This is a genomic window from Streptosporangium sp. NPDC020145, assembly GCF_040631275.1.
Classification (GTDB): Bacteria; Actinomycetota; Actinomycetes; order Streptosporangiales; family Streptosporangiaceae; genus Streptosporangium.
In genome coordinates this window covers 18,753-45,514 of record NZ_JBEXZT010000032.1, presented here as the reverse complement: position 1 = coordinate 45,514, position 26,762 = coordinate 18,753, and the positions used below count along the sequence as shown (strand labels likewise).

Here is a 26,762-nt window from a genome sequence, read left to right as displayed (position 1 = left end):
TGCTATTTCCGCAGCTCGCGCGCGTCCTGCAGCATCGCGTACGGCAGCGCCCCACCATCATGGCCAAAATCTGCTGAGAAATGGGAGCCGCCGTGCTGCGGATTCATTTCACGGTCGAGGACTTGGCGCGGCTGCGCATGGCGGCGACGCTCGGCCCGGTGACCGAGAGCGTCTTCGCTCTCGACCTGTTCGGGCGCGGCGGTGCCGTGCCCGGCGAATGGCGCAAGGGAGTGCGCGAACGCATGAACGGCGAGGCCGCTCACGTGGAACGGCTGGCCCGAGAACGCCGCCCGGTCGAGGAACTACTCGACGTGGTGACACACACCCGGTCCGACAGCCAGGCGATCTCGGCGGTGCTCGCGTTCTGCCAGGCCGCGGTCCTGCCCTACTGGGGCCGGGTACGCGGTTACCTGGAACTGGAACGCGAGACGTTCGGGCGCATCACCATCACCAACGGTGTGGAGTGCCTGCTCGACACCCTGCACCCCAAGCTCATGTGGAACCCCCCGGTGCTGGAGGTGCCGCACGACACCGACAGGGACGTGCATCTCGACGGGCGTGGCCTGCTGCTGAGCCCGTCGTTCTTCCTTCAGGTCAAGCACTGCCTGTTCCTGGACAGGGAACAGGAGACCGGCCTGCCGGCCCTGGTCGTGTCGGTCCCGTGGACTCCCGGTGTGCTGACCGAACTCGTCGCCGAGCCCATGACCGCCGACGAAGCGCTCGGCGCGCTGGTCGGGCACACCAGGGCGGCGGCCATGCAGGCACTCACCAACAGTTGCACCACCGGCGTGCTCTCCGAACGGCTCGGCATCTCGCTGGCCGGCGCGAGCAAACACGCCGCGGTGCTGCGCAAGGCGGGACTCATCACCACCGCGCGCAACCGCAACACGGCCCTGCACACCCTCACGTCCCTGGGTGTGGCGCTGCTGCGCGGCGACTGGCCTCGCCTCCCGGCGCAACTGCAAAACCCCGCGAGCTTCCAACGCAGCTGAAACCCCCCGCGAGGAGGAACAGTGAGCAACAATCCCTTCGAGAACCCGGACGGCACCTACCACGTGCTCGTCAACGACGAGGGCCAGCACTCGCTCTGGCCGTCCTTCGCCGACGTGCCCAGCGGCTGGAACGTCGTGCTGAGCGACACCGACCGGCAAAGCGCGCTCGACTACGTCAATTCCAACTGGATCGACATGCGGCCGAACAGCCTCGTCGCCGCGATGAACGACCCGGCGCAGAAATAGATCATGCTACCGCTGATCGTCCAGGGCGCGGGCGAGCCGGTCTCCGCGTGGATCACGCGGAACGTGCGGGAGATCCGCGACAACCTGCTGGTGAACGGAGCGCTGCTGTTCCGCGGGTTCGACGTCGGTGGCGTCGAGGGCTTCGACGAGGCCGTACGCGCGATGTCGGGCACGCCTCTGGCCTACACGGAGAGATCGTCACCCCGCAGCGTGATCAAGGGCAACGTCTACACCTCGACCGACTATCCGCCCGACGAGGAGATCTTCCTCCACAACGAGAACTCCTACCAGGCCGTGTGGCCCATGGTGTTGTTCTTCCACTGCCTCCAGCCACCCACCTCGCTGGGCGCGACACCGCTGGCCTCCACCCGTGAGGTGTACGCGTCGCTCGACCCCTCGGTGCGCGAGGAGTTCGAGCGGCGCGGCTGGATGGTGGTGCGCAACTATGACGACGACTTCGGCATGCCGTGGCGGGAGGCGTTCAACACCTGCGACCGCGACGAGGTGACCGCGTACTGCAGGCGCAACGGTGTGCGGGCGGAGTGGCTCGACGGCGGCGCGTTGCGCACCAGCGCCGTACGCGACGCCGTGCACCGGCATCCGGTGACGGGCGAGCCTGTCTGGTTCAACCACGCGACGTTCTTCCACGTCACGACGTTGCCGGAGAGCGTACGCGAGGGGCTGCTTGAGGTGTGCGGCGAGGAGAGGTTGCCGAGCAACACCTACTACGGTGACGGCGGCCCCATCCCCGACGAGATCATGGATCATCTGCGCAAGTGCTACCGGGCCGCGTCCCGCCGTTTCGACTACGAACCGGACGACCTGCTGGTCATCGACAACATGCTGACCTCGCACGGGCGCGAGCCCTACACGGGGAGGCGGAGGATCGCGGTGGCCATGGCCGAGCCATCGTCTAGCCTGGCCGGTTCTCCGGCTCCTGGTACCTGAGCTGCCTGATCCTGGCGGAGATCACCAGCAGGACCAGCAGGTCGGCGAGCAGGCCCGGCACCGCGGAGAACTGGTTCACGATGAATGCGAACACCTGGCCGAACAGGATGTCGGCCAGGATCGCCAGGTTGAGGATCTGGAAGGCGGTCAGGCGGTCGTGCCGCGAGAATCCCAGCATGGCGGCCCCGACCAGGCACAGCACCACTGTGACCGCGGCGGAGGTGGCCAGCCCGATCACCGCTCCCCGCTCGGGCTCGCCCATGAGGGTGGGGCGGTCGTAGGAGTTCTCCAGTACCAGGCCCACGAGTGGGAGCGGTGCGCGTACGACGAGGTAGGCCACCGCGACCACGACCATCGCGGGGTGGCGGATCAGCCGTTCCAACCAGGCCACCGCGCCGCTCACCCACAACCGCACGCGGCCCACCGCCTCCTTGGGCGGCACCATGCCGAGCAGGCGGACGGTGGCGGCGTCCAGCGGATCGCCGGAGTCCTGCACCAGGCGGATCGCGTTGCGCCGCTGCTCCGCCGTCAGCCCGGAGATCGTGCCGGCGAGGGCGGTGTTCATGGCGTTCGCCGTGCGCTCGGTGCCGGTGTAGGCGGTGCGGGCCTTGAGCCACTGGGCCAGCATCACCAGCGCCGCGAACGTCACATAGATGATCCCCGCGGCGGGCCGGTAGAAGTAGTCGTTGCTCGTGGTCACGAACTTGCCCACCTCATCGGCGAACGTGCCGAACCCCGCCCCGCCGAGCAGCGCCGCCCCCATGCGCGCCCCCTGGCCGAGGAAGGTGAGGGTGACGACCAGCCCGGTCGCCATCAGCAGGCCGCCCCACAGCACGTGCGCGACATGCAGGTCGCCGCCGCCGAGCCGCGGGTAGCCGGTGCTCGCCAGATAGGTGCGGATGAGCAGCACCGCGCTGATGCCCGCGATGGCGAAGACCTGAAGATGGGTCGCCGCACTGGTGACACGGGCCAATCCTGATCGGCGCACCGATGGACCTCCTTCATGGCGGTGAGATCATCAGTACCTTTTCCTGGGCTTTTTCCATGACGCGGACGCCGCGGGCGGCGCCGACGACGAATTTTTCACCTGAGCCGCCGGACCGGAAATCAGCCGTATCGCGCAAAGGTCCCGCAGCCGACCGGCACGCGCTCGCGCAATGGGCTCGCGCATGCAATTCCTTTGAGTCACGCTATCACACGTCACGGTGACTGCGCTGTTTCACCCCTGGCTCAAACACATTGAACAGCGCGACCACATCCTTGATTCTTGACCACGAGATGTGCTGAGCAACCACGACCGTTGTCAGCGAAGGGAGTGACTTGTGTCAACATTCGAGCTACGCCCGGACGAGGCGGCTGCGATCCTCGATCTGGCGAGCGAACTGGCCCTGCGGCACCCGAGCGTGGAATCAGCGGAATTCCAGGACGTGAGCCGTACCCATGTCGATGAGTTACCGCGCCGACTGCGGGCGGCACTGTACGATTTCCGGCTCTCCGAACCTTCGGGAATCCTCGTGCTGTCCGGTCTCCCCATCGACGACGACGCAATCGGCCCGACCCCACCCGACTGGCGCAACCAGCCGGAACCGTCATCCACGCTGGTACTGGACATAGCGTTCTTCCTGGTGGCGAGCCTGCTCGGGGACCCGATCGCGTGGGCCACGCAACAGGGCGGGCGCATTATGCACGACGTTTTCCCGATCAAGGGATTCGAGTACGAGCAGATCGGGTGGAGCAGCGAGGAAACGCTCGTCTGGCACACCGAGGACGCTTTCCATCCACTTCGCACCGACTATCTCGGGCTCATGTGCCTGCGCAATCACGATCGTGTGGAAACGACATATGCCGACGTCGGTGACCTGCGCTTCGACGAAGCCACGGAAACCTTGCTCCGTGAGCCTCGGTTTCGCATTCTTCCCGACGATTCACACCGCCCGGCCAATCGCGTCACAGCACACGACGACGACCCCAGGACCGCTGCCCTGCGGGAACGCGGTTACCGACGCGTCGAGAGCGCGCTGAACGATCCCGAGCCCGGCCCCGTGCTTTTCGGCGCGCCCGACGACCCCTATCTTCGCGCCGATCCCTCGTATATGGCAGGAACACAGGACGAGGCTGATGAGAAAGCACTCGCCGCGCTCGTCTCCGCCGTCGAGGCAGCCATGACAGGAGTCGTTCTCCAGCCTGGCGACATCTGCATCATCGACAATTTCAAGGCCGTGCACGGGCGCAAGCCGTTCCGCGCCAGGTTCGACGGAACCGACCGATGGCTGCGCCGCCTGAACGTCGCCAGGGACCTGCGTAAGTCTCGTGAGTTCCGGCTGGACGCGCGTTCCCGCGTCATCTACTGACCACCCGGATCGAGCTAGGAGTCCCGGACATGGACAACCCGACGGCGCCCGCCCGCGAGAACTCCCCCGCCGTCCGCCCCGACCCGGCGAACCCGGCCGACCTGCTCGATCTGTTCGCCGGATGGGTGCGGCGCGACCCCGGGCGGACGGCCGTATCCGTCGCGCCGCTCCCCGGTAGGGGACCGGACGGCAACGGGCGGTACGGCGACGGGCCGCCCGGCCACGGATCACTCAGTTACGGTGAGCTCGACGCGCTGGCCGATCGACTCGCCCGCCGCCTGCGCGCGCTCGGCGCGGGCGCCGACACGCTGGTCGCCGTGTACGCGGAACGCGGCCCCGACCTCGTCGTCTCCCTGCTCGGGGTGTTGAAGGCGGGGGCCGCGTACCTGCCGCTCGACCCTGACCTCCCGTCAGGCCGTCTCTCCCTCGTCGTCGGCGACTCCGGTGCCCCCGTCATCGTCACCCAGCGCCACCTGCGTGAACGGCTGCCCGTCACCGCCGCCCAGGTGTTGTGCGCCGACGACGCCCCGGGGCGGGAGCCGGACGAACACCGCGCGCTCGTACGGCCCGCCCGGCGGGAGAACCTGGCGTACGCGATCTACACCTCCGGGTCCACGGGCCGGCCGAAGGGCGTGCTGGTCGAGCGGCGGCAGCTCGCGGCGTACCTGGCCTGCTGCCTGCGCGACTACCCGAGCCTGGCGGGAACCGCCACGCTGCACTCGTCGGTGTCGTTCGACCTGTCGGTGACGACGCTGTGGGGGCCGCTTGCGGCGGGCGGACGCGTCCATGTCGCCCCGCTGGACACCGCGTCGGCCCGGCCGACGTTCCTGAAGATCACGCCAAGCCATCTGCCCCTGCTCGACGAGATGCCCGCCGACCGGTCGCCCACGGAAGACCTGGTGATCGGCGGCGAGGCCCTGTACGGCGAGGCACTCGAACGCCTGCGGGCCGCGCGTCCCGCAACAGCGGTGATCAACGAGTACGGCCCCACGGAGACCACGGTCGGCTGCGTGGCCTTCCGCCTCGCCCCCGGCGACCGCTCCCCCGGCGGCCCGGTGCCGATCGGCCGCCCGATGCGCGGCGTCCGCGTCCACCTCCTCGGCCCCGACCTGAGCCCCGTGGGCGAGGGCGAACAGGGCGAGCTGTACGTCGCCGGCTCCGGCGTGGCCCGCGGCTACCACGGCCGCCCCGACGCCACGGCCGAGCGCTTCGTCGCCGACCCCTACGGGCCGCCGGGCGAGCGCATGTACCGTACCGGCGACCTGGCCCGCCTCCTGCCGACCGGCGACCTCGAATACCTCGGCCGTGCCGACGACCAGATCAAGATCCGCGGGCATCGGATCGAGCCGGGCGAGGTCGAGGCCGCGCTGTGCGGCCATCCGGGAGTGGCCGCCGCCGCGGTGACGGCGGCGGACGAGCGCCTGCTGGCGTACGTGGTCCCGGTCCACGAGCCGGGCCCGTCGCCCGAGCACCTGCGCGGGTTCCTCGCGCGCACGCTTCCCGAGTACGTGATCCCTTCCGTGTTCGTCTCCCTGGAGCGGCTCCCGCTGGCCGCCAGCGGCAAGGTGGACCGGGCCGCGCTGCCCGCGCCCAGCCGGGAGGACGGCGCGGACACCGGCTACACGGCGCCGCGCACCCACGAGGAGCGGGTGATCGCCGAGCTGTGGGCCGAGATGCTGGGGCTGGACCGGGTGGGTGTGAACGACGACTTCTTCACGCTCGGCGGCAACTCGCTGCTGGCCTTCCGCCTCGTCCGGCGTATCCGCGAGGCGCTGGGCACGGACCAGCCCGCCCTCTCCGTCTTCCGCAAACGAACCGTCGAGGCCCTGGCCGCCTCCCTCTCCACGAGCGCCACCGAACCGTCCCGCTCAGACGGACCTCTGGACACGGAGCGTCCCACGGCGCGACCTGACGAGGCCAAGCCGGACGAAGCGCCCTCCCCGAACCGGCCCTCCCCTGGCGGGCCCGACGTCATCGTGCCGCTTCCGTCCGGAGACCCGGCGCCGCTCTCCTTCGCGCAGCGGCGGTTCTGGTTCTTCCACGAGCACGATCCCGAGAGCGTCGAGTACAACGTCCGGTTCGGTTACCGGCTGCGCGGCCCGTTCGACGTCGGGGCGCTGCGTACGGCGCTGGGCGAGCTCATCGCCAGGCACGAGCCCCTGCGCACGGTCATCCGGTCCGTGCGGGGCGAACCGGTCCAGGTCGTACGGCCCGCGGACGACGTCGAGGTGCCGCTCTCGGTCACCGACGTGTCCGGGCTCGGGGAGGAAGAACTCAAGCGGCTGCTCCTGCGGGAGACGACCCGGCCGTTCGACCTGGCCGCCGGGCCGGTGCTGCGCATGACGCTGCTGCGCAGGGCGGCCGACGACCACCTGCTGATGCTGAGCCTGCACCACAGCGTGATCGACGCCCTGTCGATGCGGATTCTGGCCGACGAACTCGGCCTGCTGTACGACGCCGCCAGGCACGGACGGCGCGCCGAGCTGCCGCCGTTGCCGATCCGGTACGCGGACTACGCCGCCTGGCAGCGCGACCGCTGGACCGACGAGCGGTTGGAGAGCCGGCTCGCCTACTGGCGCGAACGGCTCGACGGGATCACCCCGCTCGACCTGCCGGCGGACCGCCCCAGACCGGCCGTCCGCTCGTGGGAGGGGTCGGCGTACCGCTTCACCGTGCCCGCCGAGCTGGTGGCCGCGCTGGAACGGGTGGCGGCACGCAACGACGCGACGTTGTTCATGGCGCTGGTGGCGGCCTGTCAGCTCCTGCTCTCCCGCTACGCGGGGCAGAAGGACGTGGCGGTCGGCACCCCGGTGTCGGGCCGCGACCTGCCCGAGTTCGATCCGCTGATCGGTTGCTTCATCAACACGCTGGTGCTGCGCTCGACCGTGGACGAGCACGCCACGTTCGCCGCGCTGCTCGGCGAGGTACGCGAGAACGTGCTGAACGCGTTCGACAACCGGGACGTGCCGTTCGAGCGGCTGGTGAGCGAGTTGGGCGAGGACCGGGACCCGAGCAGGACGCCGCTGGTCCAGGCGATGGTGGCGCTGCAGAACGCCCCGCCCAAGGTGCCGAACTTCGGCGGCGTGCGTACCGAACGGCACGAGCTGCCGCACGTATCGTCGATCTTCGATCTCACGCTGGAGTTCGCCGAGCGGGAGGGCGAGGGCGACGGCGGGCTGGACGCGATGATCGAGTACAGCACGGACCTGTTCGAGCTCGCGACGGCCGAGCGCCTGGCCCGGCATCTGGTCTCGCTGCTGGAGTCCGTGACGGGCGCTCCCGGGCTGCCGATGACCCGTCTGCCGCTGAGCGGTGGCGCGACCGGCGGGCCGGTGACCGGTGCGCCGGGCGACCGGCGTCCCGTGCACGTTCGGTTCGAGGAGTGGGCACGGCGCACGCCGGACGCGGTGGCGGTGGAGTGGCGGGGCGGCAGGCTCACCTACGCCGAGCTGAACGAGCGCGCCGGCAGGCTCGCGGGCCACCTGGGCTCGCTGGGCGTCACACGCGGCGTGCCCGTGGTGGTGTGCATGGAACCGGGCGCGGCGATGGTGACGTCGGCGCTGGCCGTGCTCAAGGCGGGAGCGGCGTACGTACCGCTCGACCCTGGCACGCCACGCGACCGGCTGGCCTACGTGATGGCCGACACGAGGGCGCCGTTCGCGCTGTCCGACGTGGCCCGTGCGGGCGTCCGGGTGGTCCACCCCGGCGACGGCGGGGAGTCCACCGGCGGCGTCATCCCGAGCGTGACACCTGACGACCTGGCGTACGTGATCTACACGTCCGGCTCGTCGGGACGTCCCAAGGGAGTCATGATCGACCACCGAGGGCTGTCGGACCTGTGCACGTGGCATGTGGCGGCCTTCGGGGTGGGACCGCAGGACCGGGCCTCACAGGTGGCCTCGCCGGGGTTCGACGCGGCGGTGTGGGAGGTCTGGCCGTACCTGTGCGCGGGCGCGCGGGTGGCCTTCCCGGACCGGGACACGCTCGACGATCCCGACGCACTGGTGGAGTGGTTCGCCGCCGCGGGCACGACGATCTGCTTCCTGCCGACGCCTCGGCTGGAGACCGTGATCGACGTGCCGCAGATCGAGCGTACGAGCCTGCGTACGGTGCTGACCGGCGGGGACGTTCTGCGCCGCCGCCCACGGCCCGGCCTGCCGTTCCGCCTGGTCAACAACTACGGCCCGACGGAGACGACGGTGGTGGCCACGGCAGGCGAGGTCGGCCCCGATGGCGACGGGCTTCCCCCGATCGGCGTGCCGGTGACGGGCAGCGCCGGGTACGTGCTCGACGCCTACGCCAACCCCGTGCCCGTAGGCGTGCCGGGCGAGCTGTACGTGGCCGGTCCCGGCCTGGCCAGGGGGTACCTGAACCGGGCCGGCCTGACCGCGGAACGGTTCGTGGCCGACCCGTTCGGGCCCGAGGGCGGGCGCATGTACCGTACCGGCGACCTGGTCCGGCGGCTGCCCGGCGGCGAGCTCGAATACCTGGGCCGCACCGACGACCAGGTGAAGATCCGTGGCATCCGCATGGAACCGGGCGAGATCGAGGCCGTGCTGCAACGGTCCCCGTCGGTGGCCGGCGCGGTCGTGCTGCCGAACCGCGGGCGCGACCGGCTGACGGCCTACGTCATCCCGTCGGGCCGGGGCGAGCCCGACCCGGAAGGGCTGCGGCGCTTCGCCGCCACTCTCCTGCCCGGCAGCATGGTGCCCGCCACGATCATGGTGTTGCCCGCGTTCCCGCTGACCGTGCGCGGCAAGGTGGACCGGGCCGCGTTGCCCGACCCCGGCGCGCCGGAGCGGGCAGGCACGTACGTGCCGCCGGAGGGCCCGGCGCAACGGGAACTGGCCAGGATCTGGCGCGAGGTGCTGGGCGTCGAGCGAGTGGGCGCGCGGGACTCGTTCTTCGCGCTGGGCGGCGACTCCATCCTCGCCATCCAGACGGTGTCGAAGGCACGCGCCGCCGGACTGCGGTTCACCTCGCGTGACCTGTTCCGGTGGCAGACGGTCGAGGCGCTCGCCCCACACGTACAGCGGGCCGCCGAGCGTGTGGAGGAGGAGCCGGGCGACATGACCGCGCCGCTCACCCCGATCCAGCACTTCCTGTACGACCGGTTCACCGTGCCCGGCGTGTTCCAGCAGTACGTGACCGCCGAACTGGACGAGAACGTGGACGCCGACGCGCTCGAATCCGCGGTGCGCGCCCTGGTCGAGCACCACGCGGCACTGCGTACCAGGCTTCGGGCAGGAACGCAGCGGACCGTGGAGGACACCGGACGCCTTCGGCGGGTAACGGTCGGCGGTGACGCCCTCGCCTGCGAGATCGAGGCCGCGCACCGGAGCGTCGACGTCGAGAACGGCCCCGCGATGGTGGCCGTGCTGTTCACCGGGGCCGGGCGGCCCCGGTTGCTGTTGAGCGCGCACCACCTCGTCGTGGACGGAGTGTCCTGGCGCGTGCTGCTCGATGACCTGAACACCGCCTACGGCCAGGCCGTCCGGGGCGAGCCGATCGATCTCGGCCCGCGCGGCACGTCGTTCGCGCGGTGGAGCAGGGCGCTGGCCGCCCACGCGGAGACCGGCGCGTTCGACGACGAGAGGCCCCACTGGGCGGACGTCGCCGCGCGCACGACGGCGATCCCCCTGGACCGTGCGGGCGCCGACACCGTGGCCTCGGGACGGCAGGTGACGGCCGCGCTCGACGAGGACGTCACCCGGGCGCTGCTGCGCGACGTCCCCGACGTCTACCACACGGAGATCATCGAGGTGCTGCTCGCCGCGCTGGCCCGCACGGTCACCGACTGGACAGGACACGGGGATCTCGTGCTCGGCATGGAGGGCCACGGCCGCGAGGAGATCATCCCCGACGTCGACCTGTCGCGTACGACCGGCTGGTTCACCACGTACTTCCCGCTGGCGCTGACGATCCGGGACGCCGGCTGGAGTGAGCTGATCAAGGCCGTGAAGGAGCAGGTACGGGCCGTGCCGAAGCGCGGGCTCGGCTACGGCGTGCTGCGTTACCTGCGCGGCACCGTGCCGGACTGCCGTCCCGGGATCTGCTTCAACTACCTGGGCCGCTTCGACCCGCCGACGGGCGGCGGGCTCTACCGTGAGGTCGAGCCGATCGGCCTGTTCCAGGACCCGGGCGACAGCCGGCCACACGCGATCGACGTGATCGGCGCGATCCGCGACGGACGACTCGAACTGACGTGGGAGTACTCGTCAAACCTGCACGACGATGCCACCGTCGAGCGACTGGCGGCCGATTTCGCCGCGAACGTCACCCGCCTCGTACGCCACTGCGCCGAACCCGACGCGGGCGGCCGTACCCCGTCGGACTACCCGCTGGCGCGCCTGGACCAGGCGGCCGTCGACCGGCTGGCGGGTACGGGCCGCACCATCGCCGCCGTCTACCCGCTCACGCCCACCCAGAACGGCATGCTGTACGACTGCCTGGCCTCCGGCGACGACCTCTACCTGGCGCAGTTCGAGATGGACGTCGACGACGTGGACGACCCCGAGGCACTGGCCATGGCCTGGCAGGCGGTGGTGGACCACACGCCGATCCTGCGTACGGGCCTGGCGTGGGAAGGTCTCGACACGCCCGTACAGATCGTGCGCCACCAGGCCGGGCTGCCGGTCACGCACCATGACTGGCGGGCTCTGCCTGCGGAGGAGCGGCGGGCCCGGCTGGCCGCGCTGCTGGCCGCCGACAGGGCCGAGCCGCTCGACTTCGCCGAGCCGCCGCTGTGCAGGCTGGCGCTCATCCGCGTGTCGGACACCCGCATCCACGTCGTGTGGACCCTGCACCACGTGCTGCTGGACGGCTGGAGCGTGCACCGGCTGCTGCCCGACGTGCTGTCGGCCCATACCGCGCTGCGCGAAGGCGTCACCTGGCGGCCCAAGCCGCGACGCCCGTTCGGCGACTACGTCGAGTGGCTGCTGTCCAGGGATCCGGCGGCGGACGAGGAGCATTGGCGCGCGGCCCTGGCCGGGTTCACCGCGCCGACGCCGCTCCCCTACGACCGGGTCCCCGCGCCGCGGTATCGGCCGAAGGCGGCCGAGCGCCTGCGTACCGGCCTGCCGTCCGAGGTCACCCGGCGGCTGGCCGCGCTTGCGGGTGAGGGCGGGCTGACGCTCAACACGCTCGTGCAGGGCGCGTGGTCCATCCTGCTGTCGCAGCACAGCGGCGAGCGGGAGGTGTGCTTCGGCGCCACGACGTCGGGCCGGCCGGAAGAGCTGGCCGGAGCCGAGTCCATGATCGGCATCTTCATCCAGACCCTGCCGGTGCGCGTGCTCGTGGACGGTGCGCGGCCGTTGCTGTCCTGGCTGAGCGAGTTGCAGCAGGCTCAGGCGCGGGCGCGCGGGCACGAGGCGGTCTCGCCGGCGCGGATCAGGTCGTGGACCGGGCTGCCGCCGGGCACCTCGCTGTTCGACAGCACGATCGTGTTCGAGAACTACCCGATCGAGGCGCGGGAGGCACGGCTGAGCGGCGTGGACGCCGCCGAGGCGAACGGCTACCCGCTCAGCCTCGTCGTCTACCCGGGCGGCGAACTGGAGTTCGTGCTGCTCTACGACCAGGCGCTGTTCGACGAGGCGACCGTGCGGCGGCTGGGCGAAGGTCTGAAGGCCCTGCTGACCCAGATGGCGGCCCAGGCGGGGGCCCGGGCGGGGGCTCATGTGGGGACGCTGACCGCGCTCGATCCCGGCGAACGACGGCGGACGCTGGCCGAGTGGAACGACACGGCCCGCGACTACCCCGGGCGCGCGGTGCACGAGCTGTTCTCCGAGCGGGCGCGTGCCATGCCGGACGCGGTGGCGCTGCGGGGGGACGGCGACCCCATCACCTACGCCGGGCTCGACCGCCGATCGGACGAGCTGGCCCGTGTCCTGTCCGGGGTGGGGGTGCGGCCGGGGTCGCGGGTGGCGATACTGCAGGCGCGTACGGCTGACGCGATCGTCTCGACGCTGGCGGTGCTCAAGGCGGGCGCCGCGTACGTGCCGCTGCACCCCGGCTTCCCACCGGACCGCCTGCGCTGGATCCTGAACGACACCCGCTCGGCGGCCGTGCTCACCGATTCCGCGATGGCGGACAGGGCGGGCGAGCTCGGCGTGCCCGTCGTCCGGATCGGCGACGAGCCCGCCGCCGACGGCCCGATCCCGGCGAGCACGCCGCCCGACCAGCTCGCGTACGTGATGTACACCTCAGGCTCGACCGGCGAGCCCAAGGGCGTCGCGATCACCCACAGGGGCGTCGTCAGCCTGGCCTGGGACAGTCGGTGGCGGTCCGGGCACGAGCGTGTGCTGTTCCATTCTCCGCACGCCTTCGACGCGGCCACGTACGAGATGTGGGCGCCGCTGCTGACCGGCGGCCAGGTCGTGGTGGCCACGGGCGAGCTGGACGCGCAAGGGCTGCGGTCGCTGGTGGCCGAGCACGGCGTGACGGCGACGTTCGTCACGGCCGCGCTGTTCAAGCTGTTCGCCGAGGAGTCGCCGGAGTGCTTCGCCGGGATGCGTGAGGTGCTGGCGGGCGGCGACGCGGTCGCGCCCTCGGCGGTGTCGCGGGTCACGGCCCACTGCCCGGGCACGCGGGTGCACAACGGGTACGGGCCGACGGAGACGACGACGTTCGCCCTCACCGGAGAGCTGACGCCCGAGCTGGCGCGGGCGGGGCTGGCTCCCGTCGGACGGCCGGTGGACAACACCCGTGCCTACGTGCTCGACCACAACCTGTCGCCCGTGCCCGTCGGCGCGCCGGGCGAGCTCTACCTCGCGGGCAGCGGCCTGGCCAGAGGGTACTTCGGCAGGGCCGGGCTGACGGCCGAGCGCTTCGTGGCCGACCCGTACGGGCCGCCCGGTGAGCGCATGTACCGCACGGGCGACCGGGTCAGGTGGACGGCGGACGGCGACCTGCACTTCCTCGGCCGGGTGGACGACCAGGTGAAGATCCGGGGGTTCCGCATCGAGCCGGGCGAGATCGAGTCCGCGCTGCTCGACCGTCCTGGTGTGGCCGAGGCCGTGGTCGTGGCCAGGGAGGGCTCGGGCGGACGCAAGACGCTGGTCGCGTACGTGGTGCCCGCGGCCGGGCAGAAGCCGCGGGGTGAGGAGCTGGCGAAGGAGCTGGGCGCGCGGCTGCCGGCGTACATGGTGCCGTCGGCGTTCGTGTTCCTGGAGCGGCTGCCGCTCAACCGCAACGGCAAGGTCGACCGCGGCGCGCTGCCCGAGTCGCCGCGCGAGCCCGAGCGCGCGGGCGAGCACGTCGCGCCGCGCAACCCCACGGAGGAGGCGCTGTGCCGCATCTGGGAGCAGGTGCTCGGCCTGGACGAGATCGGCGCGCACGACGACTTCTTCATGCTCGGCGGTGACTCCATCTCAAGTCTGCGGGTGACGTCGCGGATGCGCCCGGCCTTCGGGGTGAGTTTGTCCCCGGCCGACGTGTTCGTGGCGCCGACCGTGGCCGAGCTGTCCGAGCTGGTCCAGGACAGGATCCTGGACCAGCTCGAAGCGGCGGCGCGCGAGTCGTGAACGACTCACCCCCGCGCCGCCGTACCTGCCTGTGGGCGTTCCCGCGGCGCCTCTTGGCGTCGTAGGGGCGCGGCGGCTCCGATCGCCCGACGATGTCCTCGCGTCGCCGCCTCAGGAATTCGACCGTCTTCGCCGGGAGGTCATGCCTTTCCCAGCGGTCTTCGGAAAACCGCCCCCGTTGCCGCGCTTTACGACAGCCCTGCACAGGGCGCTCATTTCGCTGGCGGAGCAACCGCTTTTTTGCGCTCGGCGATGGCGCGTTTTCCTGCTTTTCGTCGAAGGTGGCCGTTGAGCTGGCTCTTTAGCCGTCGATTCAAGGCCCTGGAACCGCCGGGCCGGCGTTGAAAAGATCGGTTGTACCGGAAGTCCGCCTCCAGGGGTTCACAGCCTGCTCACCGCCGTTTCGGCGATGAGTGATCAGACGGGTTATCCAGGCGCGGCGAAACCGCAGGACATTGGAGAAACTCCCCGTGCATATCTCTTCCCCGCGCGACGAGCGCATCCAGGCGTTGCCCGAGCACCTGCGCGAGCAGCTTCTGCGGCGCCTGTCAGGGCAGTCGTCGCCCGCCGAGGAGCCGATACCCGCGATCGACGGCTCAGGACCGCTGCCGCTCTCGCCCGCGCAGGAACGCCTCTGGTTCATGTACGAGCTGGATCCGGAAGCCCTCGACTATCTCGTGCCGCTGATCGTGCGGCTCACCGGGCCGCTGGACGTGCCCGCGCTGCGTGCCGCGCTGAACGCGCTGGTGGAACGGCATGAGACGCTGCGGTCGACGTTCGGGTCGCGTGACGGCCGTGGCGTGCGCGAGGTCGCGCCGCACATGGAGGTCCCGTTACAGGTCACCGACCTGACGGGACGGCCGGGCGAGCTGGACCGCGTACTCGAACAGGAGGCGCGGCAGCCCTTTGACCTGCGGGAAGGTCCGGTGTTCCGGGCCCGGCTGATCAGGCTGGGCGAGCGTGAGCACGTGCTGACGGCCTACGCGCACCACATCGTCACCGACGGCTGGTCCTCGCGGCTGGTCCTGGACGACCTGGCCGCCCTGTACTCCGCCACGCTCGGCGGCGAACCGGCGGGCCTGGCGCCGCTGCCCCTGCGTTACGCGGACTACGCCGCCTGGCAACGGAATCTGACGGCGGGGCCGCAGGCCGGGAAGCAGCTCGGGTACTGGCGCGACCGGCTGGACGGGTTCACGCCGATGGACCTGCCGACGGACCGCCCCCGCCCGCCGGTCAGGAGCTCGGCCGGGGCGCGGCACACGTTCGAGATCCCGGCCGAGGTGGTGGGGCGGCTGCGCGAGGCCGGCGAGCGCAACCGGGCGACGTTGTTCATGACGCTGGTCGCGGCCGTGCACCTGCTGCTGGCCCGGTACACGGGACGGCCTGACGTCGCGGTCGCGACCGTCGTGTCGGGCAGGGACCGGGTGGAGCTGGAGAACCTGGTCGGGTTCTTCGTCAACACGCTGGTCCTGCGTGGTGACGTGGACGAGGGCGTGTCGTTCGACGAGCTGCTGCGGCGTACGCGGGCGGGCGTGCTGGACGCGTTCGCCCACGACGGGGTGCCGTTCCAGCGGCTGGTGGAGGCGCTGCGGCCGGAACGTGACCCGAGCAGGCCGCCGCTCACCGAGGTCGCGGTCAATCTGCGTAACCTGCCGGCGGCGTCGGCGGCGTTCGCCGGCCTGCTGGCCGAGGAGTTGGAGCCGCCCGTGCTGGCGGCGAGCATGGACCTGTCGTTCGACTTCGCCGAGCGCGACGGGGCGCTGGCGGGGAGCGTGGCCTACAACGCGACGCTGTTCGACGCGGGGACGGCCGAGCGAATCGCGGCGCATCTGACGTGCCTGCTCAAGGAGGTCGCGGACGGCCCCGACCGGCCGCTGGCCGAGATCTCGCCGCTCGGCCAGGCCGAGCGGACGCTGCTGACGTCGCTGTGGTGCGGCGACGGGACCGGGCCGCCCGCGCGCACGGTGAGCGAGCTGTTCGCCGAGCAGGCCGAGGCCCGGCCGGACGCCGAGGCGGTGGTGTGCGGCCCACGCTCGGTACGTTACGGGGAGCTGGCCGAGCGGGCCGAGCGCATCGCCGGGCTGCTGGCCGCCGAGGGCGCGGGGCCCGAGCGGTATGTTGCGGTGGCCCTGCCGCGCTCGATCGACATGGTCGCGGCCGTGCTGGGCGTGCTCCGCTCCGGCGCCGCCTACCTGCCGATCGACCTGGACTATCCGGCCGACCGGATCCGTACCATGATCGACGACACCGCGCCGGTGCTCACGCTCACCACCCGCGAGGGCGTGGACAGGCTGCCCCCGGGTGTGCCCGCCGTGGCGCTGGACGACCCGGCCGTCGAGAACGCCCTGACCGGCCCGCACCCCACCCCGCTCCCCTCCGTCAACCCCGATCACCCCGCCTACGTGATCTACACCTCGGGTTCCACGGGACGGCCCAAGGCCGTCGTGGTGACGCACGCGGGTGTGCACGACATGGTGCTCATCCAGCGGGAACGCCTGGACGCCGGGCCGGACGCGCGGGTGTTGCAGTTCGCGTCGCTGAGCTTCGACGGCGCGTTCTGGGAGCTGGTGTGGGCGCTGCTGTCGGGCGGCACACTGGTGATCGCCACCGACGAGGAGCGTCCGCCCGGCACGCCGTTGGCCGGGCTGATGGCACGCGAGCGCGTCACCCACGCCGTGCTGCCGCCCACCGCGGTTTCGACGCTGCCGCCCGGCGGAGTGCCGTACGGCGCGGTGCTGATCGTGGCGGGCGAGACCTGCCCGCCGGAACTCGTGCGGACGTGGTCGCGGGGCCGGCGCCTGTTCAACGGGTACGGGCCAACCGAGACCATGGTGGGCGCGACTTTGGGCGGGCCGCTGACGGCGGCCGACGCCGATCCCGGACCGGTGCCGATCGGACGGCCCTTCCCGAGCATCAGGGCGTACGTGCTGGACGCGCGGCTGCGGCCGGCGCCGATCGGCGTGCCGGGCGAGCTGTATCTCGGTGGTACGCGGCTGGCGAGGGGGTATTCGAACCGGCCCGGGCTGACCGCCGAGCGGTTCGTGGCCGACCCGTACGGGCCGCCGGGCACGCGCATGTACCGGACGGGCGACAGGGCACGCTGGCTGGCCGACGGCAGGCTGGAGCACGCGGGCCGCGCCGACGACCAGGTCAAGCTGCGTGGGTTCCGTATCGAGCTGGGCGAGGTCGAGGCGGCGCTGGCCGCGCATCCCGCCGTGGTCACCGCCGCGGTGGCGGTCAAGGAGGATGCGGGCGGGGCAAAACGGCTGGTGGCCTACCCGGTGCCGGCCGACGGCGGGGTCACGCCGGGCGAGCTGCGCGACTTCCTGCGCCGGCGGCTGCCCGAGCACATGGTGCCCGCGGCGTTCGTACCGTTGCCCGAGCTGCCGCTGACCCGCAGCGGAAAGGTCGACCGCCGTACGCTGCCGCCGCCGCCCGGCGAGCGCGACAGCGGCGAGGAGTACGTCGAGCCGCGCACCCCCACCGAACGTGTCCTGGCGGGGGTGTGGTCGCGGGTGCTCGGCGTGGACCGGGTCGGCGTCCGGGACAACTTCTTCGACCTGGGCGGCGACTCCATCCTCGCGCTCCAGGTCGTGGCCGGGGCCAGGGCGCAGGGACTGGAGGTCGCGCCGCGGCAGATGTTCCTGCGCCAGAACGTCGCCGACCTGGCCGTGACGGCGGCCCTCGTCCCAGCGGGGCATGAGGACCACGCGGGCGGGGACGAGCGGGTGAGCGGCGACGTGCCGCTGACGCCGATCCAGCACTGGTTCCTGGAGAACATGGCCGACAGCCTGTCCCGCTTCAACCAGGCGGTCTGCCTGGAGCTGGCCCCCGACGTGGACGAGGACGCGCTCGAAGCCGCCCTGCGCGCCCTGGTCGAGTGGCACGACGCGTTGCGCCTGCGGCTGGAGCGGGACGGCGACGGTGGGTGGCGCCAGCACAACGCCGAGACCGAGCACGGCACGATCCTGCGCAGGGCGGAACGGCCCGGCGAGGAAGCCGAGATCACGTTCGCGCCGGACAGCGGGCCGCTGGTCAAGGCCCTGCTGGTCACGTCCGGCGAGTCCAGGCGGCTGTACCTGGCCGTCCATCACCTGGCCGTGGACGGCGTTTCGTGGCGGATCCTGCTGCCCGACCTGGAGACCGCCCTGCGGCAGGCCGCGGCGGGTGAGCCGATCAGGCTCGGGCCGCGTACCACCTCGTTCCGCTCCTGGTCGCTGCGGTTGCGCGAGCATGCCCTCTCGGGCGGTTTCGACGACGAGCTGGACCATTGGCGACGCACCCGTGAGCTGGCGAGGAGCGCGGCGGTGCTGCCACTGGACGGCGGCGGCGAGAACCTCGCCGGTGACCTGCGTACGGTGACCAGCACTGTCGGCCCCGAGGTCACCCGGCGGCTGATGCGCGAGGTGCCGGAGGCGTACCGGGCACGGATGGACGACGTGCTGCTCGGCGCGCTCGGCCGGGTGCTGACCGGGTGGGCGGGCGGTGACCGGGTGCTGGTCGAGGTGGAGGGCCACGGCCGCGAGGAACTGTTCCCGGAGGTGGACCTGTCGAGGACGGCCGGGTGGTTCACCACGGTCTCGCCCCTGGTGCTGCACATGCCGGGCGGTGACTGGGGTGACCTGCTCAAGTCCGTGAAGGAGCAGGTCAGAGCCGTTCCATCGCGCGGTCTCGGGTACGGCGCGCTGCGTTACCTGTCCCCTTCAGGGGAGGAGCTGCGTGACGACCCGAGGCCGCAGGTCGCCTTCAACTATCTGGGGCGCATGGACGCCCACGGCTCGCCCGGCGGCCCGTTCCCGCGCTTGCTGCCCGTCCCCGAAGGCACCGAGCGCGTCCCGGGGCAGGTTCGGGCTCACCTGCTGGAGGTCAACGCCGTCGTACGCGACGACCGGCTGGAGATCGGCTGGTCGTACTCGGCCCGGCTGCACCGCGAGGAGACCGTGAACCGGCTGGCCGGGCAGCTCGTGGCGGCGCTCGGGGAGATCGCCGAGCACTGCGCGCGTCCCGGGGCGGGCGGGTGCACGCCGTCCGACTTCCCGCTGGCGCGGCTGGACCAGGCGGCGCTGGACGGGATCGCGGGCGACGGCCGGGCCGTCGAGGACGTCTACCCGCTCACACCCGTGCAGAGCGGCCTGCTGTTCCACTCGCTGTCCGACCCCGCGGGCGACACCTACGCCTCGCACTTCAACCTGCTGCTCGACGGCGTGGACGATCCGGAGCGGCTGGTGCGCGCCTGGCAGGAGGTGGCCGCGGACATCCCGGCGCTGCGTACCGCGGTCGTGTGGGAGGGGGTGCCCGAGCCGCTGCAGGTCGTGCGGCGCGACGCCACGATCCCCGTCGAGCGTCACGACTGGCGCGCGCTGACCGAGGAGGCCAGGAACGCCGAGGCCGCGCGCATGTGGGAGGGCCGTGCCCGGTGGCGGCTCGACCTGGGCCGGGCGCCACTGATGCGGCTGGCCGTGGCGCGACTGTCCGACACGCGGGTGCGGGTGTTCTGGACGGCGCATCACCTGCTGCTCGACGGCTGGAGCGCGGCACAGGTGCTGACCCAGGTGTTCGAGCGGTACGCGGGTCGCACGCATCCGGCGCGCAGGCCGTACCGGGACTATGTGGAGTGGCTGGGGCGGCAGGATCGGGCGGCGGCGGAGGCGCACTGGCGGCGGGAGCTGGACGGGTTCACCGCGGCGACGCCGCTCCCGTTCGACCGGCCGCCGGTCAGGGCGCACGGGTCGCGCTCGGCCGCCGCCGTACGGCTGAGCCTGTCGCCCGAACGTTCGCACGCGTTGTACGAGCGGGCCCGCCGCGCCCGGCTGACGGTGAACACGCTGCTCCAGGGCGCCTGGGCGATCCTGCTCTCACGGTATTCGGGCGAGCGCGACGTGTGCTTCGGCGCCACGGTCTCCGGCCGCCCCTCCGGACTGCCGGGGTCGGAGTCGATCGTCGGCCTGTTCATCAACATGCTGCCCGTGCGCGTGGACGTGGACGGCGACGCCGACCTGATCGGCTGGCTGTGCGGGCTGCAGGAGTCTCAGGTCGAAGGCCGCCAGTACGACTACCTGTCCCCCGCGGACGTGCAGAGATGTGCCGGTCTGGCGGGCGGTGTGCCGCTGTTCGACAGCATCATGGTGTTCGAGAACTACCCGGAGGCCGCAGGCGACCATGACGTCCGCGTGCTGGAGCACACCGGTGACGAGCACGGCAACTACCCGCTCATGATCACCGCGTACGCGGCGGGCGAGCTGACCCTGGCGCTCGACTACGACCCGGGCCTGTTCGACGCGGATACGGCGGAGCGGCTGCTCGGCCACCTGGAGACGATGCTCGGCGCGTTCGCCGGCGACGAGACCTGCCGGGTGTCGGAGCTGCCTGTCATGCCGGAGTCCGAGCGGCATCGGCTGCTCGTGGAGTGGAACGACACCGTCGTCCCCTTCCCCGCCGCCGGTCCCGTGCACGAGCTGTTCGCGGAGCAGGCCGCCCGCACCCCCGACGCCACCGCCGTGAGCTGCGGCGAAACCGCGCTGAGCTTCGCCGCCCTGGACGAGCGGGCCAACCGGCTGGCTCACCACCTGATCGGGCTGGGCGCGCGGCCCGGCACGCTGGTCGGCGTGTGCGTCGAACGCGGCTTGGACGCCGTCGTCGCGCTGCTCGGCGTGCTCAAGTCGGGCGCGGCGTTCGTGCCACTCGACCCCGACCATCCGCCTCGGGTCCTCGAATCCATGCTGGAGGACGCCGCCGCCCCGATCGTGGTCACCCAGACGAGGCTGCTGGACCGGCTGGAACGCGGCCGGGCGGCGTTCGTCTGCCTCGACGACGCCGACCTGGCCGGGCACCCCGCCACCGCGCCCCACACGGACGTGACCCCCGGCGACCTGGCGTACGTGATCTACACGTCGGGCTCGACCGGGAGACCGAAGGGCGTGATGGTCGAGCATCGCCACGTCTGCCACATGCTGCGTGCCTGGGACGCCCGTTACGGCCTGGCGGGGACCTCGCCCCGATGCCTGTCGGTCTCCAGCCAGTCGGTGGACCTGTTCTTCGGCGACTTCCTGCTGTCGGCGGTGCTCGGCGGCGAGATGATCATCTGTCCGAGCGGACGGCTCGGCGACCCGCTCGCCATCGCCCGCCTGATCGAGAGCACGCGCGCGGAACTCCTGGTGACCGTGCCCGCGCTGGCCCGCGCCATCGCCGAGGAGCTGGACGGTCCCGGCTCGCTGCGGGTGCTGATGGTCGGCTCCGAGGGCTGGCCGGTCGGCGAGGCCCGGCGCATACTCGACCGGCTCGGCTCCGGCACCGTCATCGTGAACGCCTACGGCGCCACCGAGACGACCGTTGACTCGACCGTGTTCCAGCTCGGCGCCGACCCGATGGGGCACAGGACGTACGTGCCGATCGGGCGGCCCTTCGCCAACACCCGCGTGTACGTGCTGGACGCCGAAAGGCGGCCGGTGCCCATCGGCGTGGTCGGCGAGATCCACATCGCCGGTGACGGGGTGGCGCGCGGCTACTGGAACCGGCCCGACCTGACCGAGGAACGCTTCTCACCCGACCCGTTCACCCCGGGACGCATGTACCGGACCGGCGATCTCGGCCGCCGCAGGGCCGACGGCGTACTGGAGATCGTCGGGCGGGTCGACGACCAGGTCAAGGTACGCGGGTTCCGTGTCGAGCCAGGCGAGGTCGAATCGGCGCTGGTCGCGCATCCCCAGGTCGCCGCCGCGGCGGTGGCCGGACGGCAGGACGAGGCGGGACGGACGCGGCTCGTCGCGTACGTCGTTCCCACCGGCGAGCAGGCACCCGACCCGGCCGTACTGCGGGCGTTCCTGGCCGGGCGGGTGTCGGCTCAGGCGGTGCCGTCGGCGTACGTCAGGATCGACGCGCTGCCGATGACCCCGAGCGGCACGCTGAACCGGCGCGCCCTGCCCGCCCCCGCCGGCCTGCTCGACGCCGCCGTGCCCCATGTCCCGCCGCGCGACACCACGGAGAGGCTGCTCGCCGGGATCTGGGCCGAGGTGCTGCGCCGCGATCCGGCGGGGATCGGCGTCGAGGACGACTTCTTCGACCTGGGTGGCGACTCGATCCTCAGCATCCAGGTGATCTCGCGGGTACGTGCGGCTCTCGGCGCCGCGCCCTCGCCCCGCCAGCTCTTCGACACGCCCACCATCGCCTCCTTCGCCGGGACGCTCGGGGCCGCCGCGCCGCAGGAGGCCATCGGGCGGGCGGACGGCGACGACGGCCTGCCGCTGTCGTTCGCGCAGCAGCGGCTGTGGTTCCTGAGCGAGTTCGAGCCGGACAGCTCCGAGTACAACACCGTGTTCGGCCTGCGTCTGTCCGGTGAGGTGGACGTGGCCGCGCTGCGTACCGCGCTCGACCGGCTGGTGACCAGACACGAGTCGCTGCGTACGGTCTTCGGCGACGTCGAAGGCCGCGGCGTGCAGTCCATCCTGCAGCCCGGACCGTTGCCGCTGCGCGTGATCGACGTGTCCGGCCACGACGACCCCGAGTCCGCGACGCACGACCTTCTCGGGCGGGAGGCGTCCCTGCCCTTCGACCTGCGCCGCGGCCCGCTGCTGCGGGCCACCCTGATCAGGATGGGACCGGACGAGCACGCGTTCGCGCTGGTCATGCACCACATCGTGACCGACGGCTGGTCGATGGGCGTGCTCGCCGCCGAACTCGGCGCCTGTTACGCGGCCGCGCTGCGCGGCGACACCCCCGAACTGGCGCCGCTGCCGATCAGGTACGCCGACTACGCGGCCTGGCAGCGCCGCCACCCGTCCGACCCGTCCTACTGGCGGGAGCGGCTGGCCGGGCTCACCCCCCTGGCCCTGCCCACCGACCACCCACGCCCCCCGGTACGGCGGGCCGACGGCGCGATCCGCCTGCTCGACCTCCCAGCGCACACGCTGGACGGGCTGAAGGCGGTGGCCAGACAGCATGACGCGACCCTGTTCATGGTGCTGGTCGCGGCCACCACGATCCTGCTGTCCAGGATCTGCGGCCAACGGGACGTCGCCGTCGGCACCGCCGCCTCGGGACGCGGGCGCGCCGAGCTGGAAGGGCTGGTCGGGTTCTTCGTCAACACGGTCGTGCTGCGGTCCACGGTGACCGAGTCGTCGTCGTTCGCGGCGTTCCTGGCGCAGGTCAGGGATACGGTGCTGGAGGCGTTCGAACACGACGACGTACCGTTCGAGCAACTCGTCGAGGTGTTGCGGCCCGAACGGGACCCGAGCAGGAACCCGCTCGTCGACGTCATGGTCGTCCTGGACAACACGCCCTCGGCCGACCCCGATCTGCCGGGGCTGCGCACCGCGCCGCTGCCCGCGGTCTCCGACCAGGTCAGCCACGACCTGACCGTGGACTTCCTGGAGCACGGCGGCCGGCTGACCGCCGCCGTCGGCTACGGCACCGCGCTGTTCGACCACTCGACCGCCGACCGTCTGGCCGGGCACCTGACGACCCTGCTCAACGCCATCGCCGCAGGTCATCAGGGTTCCGTGGCGGAGCTTCCGATCATGACGGACACGGAGCTCAAGCAGGCCGTGACCGGCTGGCAGGACACCCGCCGGGACACCCCGCCCGCCCTGTTCGCCGAACTGTTCGAGGAGTGCGCGGCGGCGAACGCCGACCGTACCGCGCTCGTCTTCGGTGACCGCGCGCTCACCTTCGCCGAGCTCGACGCCCGCGCCAACCGCCTGGCGCACCTGCTGCGCGCCCGGGGGGCGGGACCCGAGACGCTGGTGGGGCTCGCGGGCTCGCGCAGCGAACGGACCGTGGTCGCGCTGCTGGCCGTACTCAAGGCCGGGGCCGCCTACCTGCCGCTGGATCCCGGACTGCCTCGGGAGCGGATGGCGTACATGCTGGACGACGCCCGGCCGCTGATCGTCCTCACCGACCGCGACTCCGCGTTCGAACCGCCCGAGCCTGTGGACGTCGTCCTGCTGGACGATCCCGCGCTGCTGGACGGCCTGCCTGACACGCGGCTCGGTGTGCGGCCGCATCCGGCGCACCCGGCATACGTGATCTACACGTCGGGCTCGACGGGACGGCCCAAGGGCGTGGTCGTCGAGCACCGGGGACTCGCCAACCTGTTCCTCGACCACCGGGCCGACCTCATGCGCGCCGAGACCACCCAGCCGATCAAGGCGGGGGTGACCGCGGCGTTCACGTTCGACACCTCTTTGGAGGGCGTGCTGTGGATGGCCGACGGCCACGAGCTGCACGTGATCGACGACCTCACCAGGCGCGACCCGGAAGCGCTGATCGACTACGTCGCCCGGCACCGGATCGACCTGCTGGACCTCACGCCCTCCTACGCCGAACAGCTCACCGCACGCGGCCTGCTCACCTCCGCCCGTCACCGGCCCGCCGTGCTCATGCTGGGCGGTGAGGCGGTCGGCGAGCAGCTCTGGCGCGAGCTGCGCGACGCGCCCGGCACCACCGGCTACAACTACTACGGGCCGACCGAGTGCACGGTCGACACCCTGTACTGCAGACTGTCGGACAGCGAGCGGCCCGTCGTGGGCAGGCCCACCTGGAACACCAGGGCGTACGTGCTGGACGACCGGCTTCGCCCGGTGCCCGTCGGGGTCGCAGGAGAGCTGTACCTGGCCGGTGACCAGCTCGCGCGCGGCTACCTCAACCGGCCGGGCCTGACCGCGGAACGGTTCGTGGCCGGGCCTTTCGAGGAGCCGGGCGACCGCATGTACCGGACGGGCGACCTGGCCAGGTGGCGGCCCGACGGGCTGATCGAGTACTTGGGCCGCACCGACGACCAGGTCAAGGTGCGCGGCTTCCGTATCGAGCCGGGCGAGATCGAGGCCGTGCTCTGCGAGCACCCGGACGTGGCGCAGGCCGCCGCGGCCGTGTTCGACGACCAGGGGTCGCCGCGCATCGCCGCGTACGTGGTCCCCGTTCCCGGGGCCGCGCCCGAGCCCGGCGCGCTGCGCGACTTCGCCAAACGCTCACTGCCCGGGTACATGGTGCCGCACCTCTTCGTGACGCTGGCGGATCTGCCGCTGAACACCAGCGGGAAGGTGGACCGCCGCGCCCTGCCCGCTCCCGGCGCGACGGCGGCGGCGGGCACGGACCGGCTCCCCCCGCGCGACGACGTCGAACGGGCTCTGGCCGAGGCGTGGGCCGAAGTGCTCGGCGTGGACGCGGACTCGTTCGGGGTCGAGGACAACTTCTTCGACCTCGGCGGCGACTCCATCCTCAGCATGCAGATGGTGGCCAGGGCCAGGCAGGCGGGGGTGTGGATCACGTCCAAGGACCTTTTCCTGCACCAGACGATCGCCGAACTGGCACCCGTCGCCCAGCCGGTCGCCGAGACCGCCTCCTCCGGTGCGGTCGTGGACGGGCCGGTGCCGCTGACGCCCGTGCAGCGCGAGTTCCTGCTGTCGCGGCGGGTCGCGCCGCACCACTACAACCAGTCGATGCTGGTGGAGCTGTCCGGCCCGGTCGGCGAGCCCGCGCTGCGGGCCGCGCTCGCCGCCCTGGCCGAACGGCACGACGCCCTCAGGCTCCGCTTCGAACGTGACCGCTCCCGGCCCCGCACCGGGGACTGGTCGCAGCTCGCCGCGCCCGCGCCGGCCGTCCCGCTGGCCTGCCACGACCTGTCCCATCTGACGGGCGAGGCCGAGCTGCGAGCCGCGGCGAACGAGCTGGCCACCGACGCTGATCTGGGGTTCGACCTGGAACATGGCCCCCTGTGGTCCGCCCTGCTCCTCGACCTCGGCGCGGAACGGCGGCCCTGGCTGTACCTGACCGCGCACCACCTCATCGTGGACGCCGTGTCCTGGCGAATCCTGACCGAGGATCTGGAGACCGCCTACCGGCAGGCGGCAGGCGGCGCACCCGTCGATCTCGGGCCCGCGACCTCACCGTTCCGCCAGTGGGCGGCCCGGCTGGTCGAGCACACGGCGGGGGGCGGGCTCGACGGTGAGGCGGCGTACTGGACCGGCCTGCCCGATCCCGCGCCGCTGCCCACGGACCACGACGGCGAGAGCCTCGTCGGCTCGGTCTCGACCGCGCCGTGCTCGTTGTCCGAGCACGAGACCCGGGCGCTCGTGCGCGGCGCGCCCGCCGTGTTCCGTGCCCGGCTGAGCGAGGTGCTGATCGGCGCGCTGGCCTGGACGCTGTGCCGGTGGACGGGCCAGGAGCAGGTCGTGATCGGCCTGGAGGGACACGGCCGTGAGGACGTCTTCGACGACCTCGACCTGACCAGGACCGTCGGCTGGTTCACCAGCGAATACCCGGCCGCCCTGACCGTGCCCGGCGGCAACGACTGGGCGGCGCTGGTCAGGACCGTGCGCGCGCAGCTTCGCGCGATCCCCGGCAACGGCCTCGGGTACGGCCTGCTGCGCCACCTCAGCCCGCCCGGCTCCCCCGGCACCGCACTCGCCGGCCGACCGCGCCCGCAGGTCGCCTTCAACTACCACGGCCAGTCCGGCACCGCGCCGGGAGAAGGCCTCTACCACGCCTTCCACGACCCGATCGGGCAGGAGCAGAGCCCGCTGGAACACGTCGGTCACCCGTTGGAGATCGTCGGCGCGATCCGCGACCGCCACCTGACCTTCGACTGGTACTACTCGCAGAACCTGTACGACCCGTCCACGGTGTCGAAGCTCGCGGAGGACTTCGCCGGCGCGCTGCGTTCCCTGGCCCGCCACGCCGAGCGGCGTTCGGCGCCCCGCGAGGAGGTCTGA

General features: G+C 72.0%; 7 protein-coding genes. 6 read left to right on the top strand and 1 reads right to left on the bottom strand.

Annotated elements, in window-relative coordinates:
• The first annotated feature begins 92 nt into the window (after nt 1–92).
• Genes ABZ463_RS36025 through ABZ463_RS36015 form a run of 3 tightly spaced genes read left to right on the top strand, consistent with a single transcriptional unit; the run spans nt 93 to nt 2,186 of the window.
• Complete coding sequence (locus ABZ463_RS36025) at nt 93–992, top strand: winged helix-turn-helix domain-containing protein (RefSeq protein ID WP_352016299.1); 900 nt, start codon at nt 93–95, stop codon at nt 990–992.
• A gap of 21 nt (nt 993–1,013) precedes the next feature.
• The gene (locus tag ABZ463_RS36020; RefSeq protein ID WP_352016300.1) at nt 1,014–1,238 is read left to right on the top strand and encodes an MbtH family protein; all 225 of its coding nucleotides are present in this window, start codon (nt 1,014–1,016) and stop codon (nt 1,236–1,238) included.
• A gap of 3 nt (nt 1,239–1,241) precedes the next feature.
• Nucleotides 1,242–2,186 (top strand): TauD/TfdA family dioxygenase, encoded by a 945-nt coding sequence (locus ABZ463_RS36015; RefSeq protein WP_362783489.1) that lies wholly within the window; start codon nt 1,242–1,244, stop codon nt 2,184–2,186.
• On the opposite strand, the gene ABZ463_RS36010 is transcribed toward ABZ463_RS36015, so the two are convergent.
• The gene (locus ABZ463_RS36010; protein WP_362783486.1) at nt 2,152–3,174 is read right to left on the bottom strand and encodes a hypothetical protein; all 1,023 of its coding nucleotides are present in this window, start codon (nt 3,172–3,174) and stop codon (nt 2,152–2,154) included. The genes ABZ463_RS36015 and ABZ463_RS36010 overlap by 35 nt on opposite strands.
• 334 nt (nt 3,175–3,508) lie before the next feature.
• Between ABZ463_RS36010 and gntD the strand changes: the two genes are divergently transcribed.
• From gntD to ABZ463_RS35995, 3 genes are all read left to right on the top strand, one after another.
• A complete protein-coding gene (gene gntD, locus ABZ463_RS36005) occupies nt 3,509–4,537 on the top strand; it encodes a guanitoxin biosynthesis L-enduracididine beta-hydroxylase GntD (protein WP_362783484.1) in 1,029 nt (342 codons plus the stop codon).
• Between the two features lie 29 nt (nt 4,538–4,566).
• Nucleotides 4,567–14,058 carry an amino acid adenylation domain-containing protein gene (locus ABZ463_RS36000; protein ID WP_362783481.1) on the top strand — a complete coding sequence of 3,164 codons (9,492 nt, stop codon included), beginning with the start codon at nt 4,567–4,569 and terminating at the stop codon, nt 14,056–14,058.
• A 470-nt stretch (nt 14,059–14,528) separates the two neighbouring features.
• Nucleotides 14,529–26,762, top strand: coding sequence for an amino acid adenylation domain-containing protein (locus tag ABZ463_RS35995; RefSeq protein ID WP_362783478.1), 12,234 nt, complete (start codon nt 14,529–14,531; stop codon nt 26,760–26,762).

Bases quoted from the DNA above. Each gene is read 5' to 3' on its own strand.
- ABZ463_RS36000 (WP_362783481.1), top strand. From the start codon at position 4,567: ATGGACAACCCGACGGCGCCCGCCCGCGAGAACTCCCCCGCCGTCCGC.
- ABZ463_RS36015 (WP_362783489.1), top strand. From the start codon at position 1,242: ATGCTACCGCTGATCGTCCAGGGCGCGGGCGAGCCGGTCTCCGCGTGG.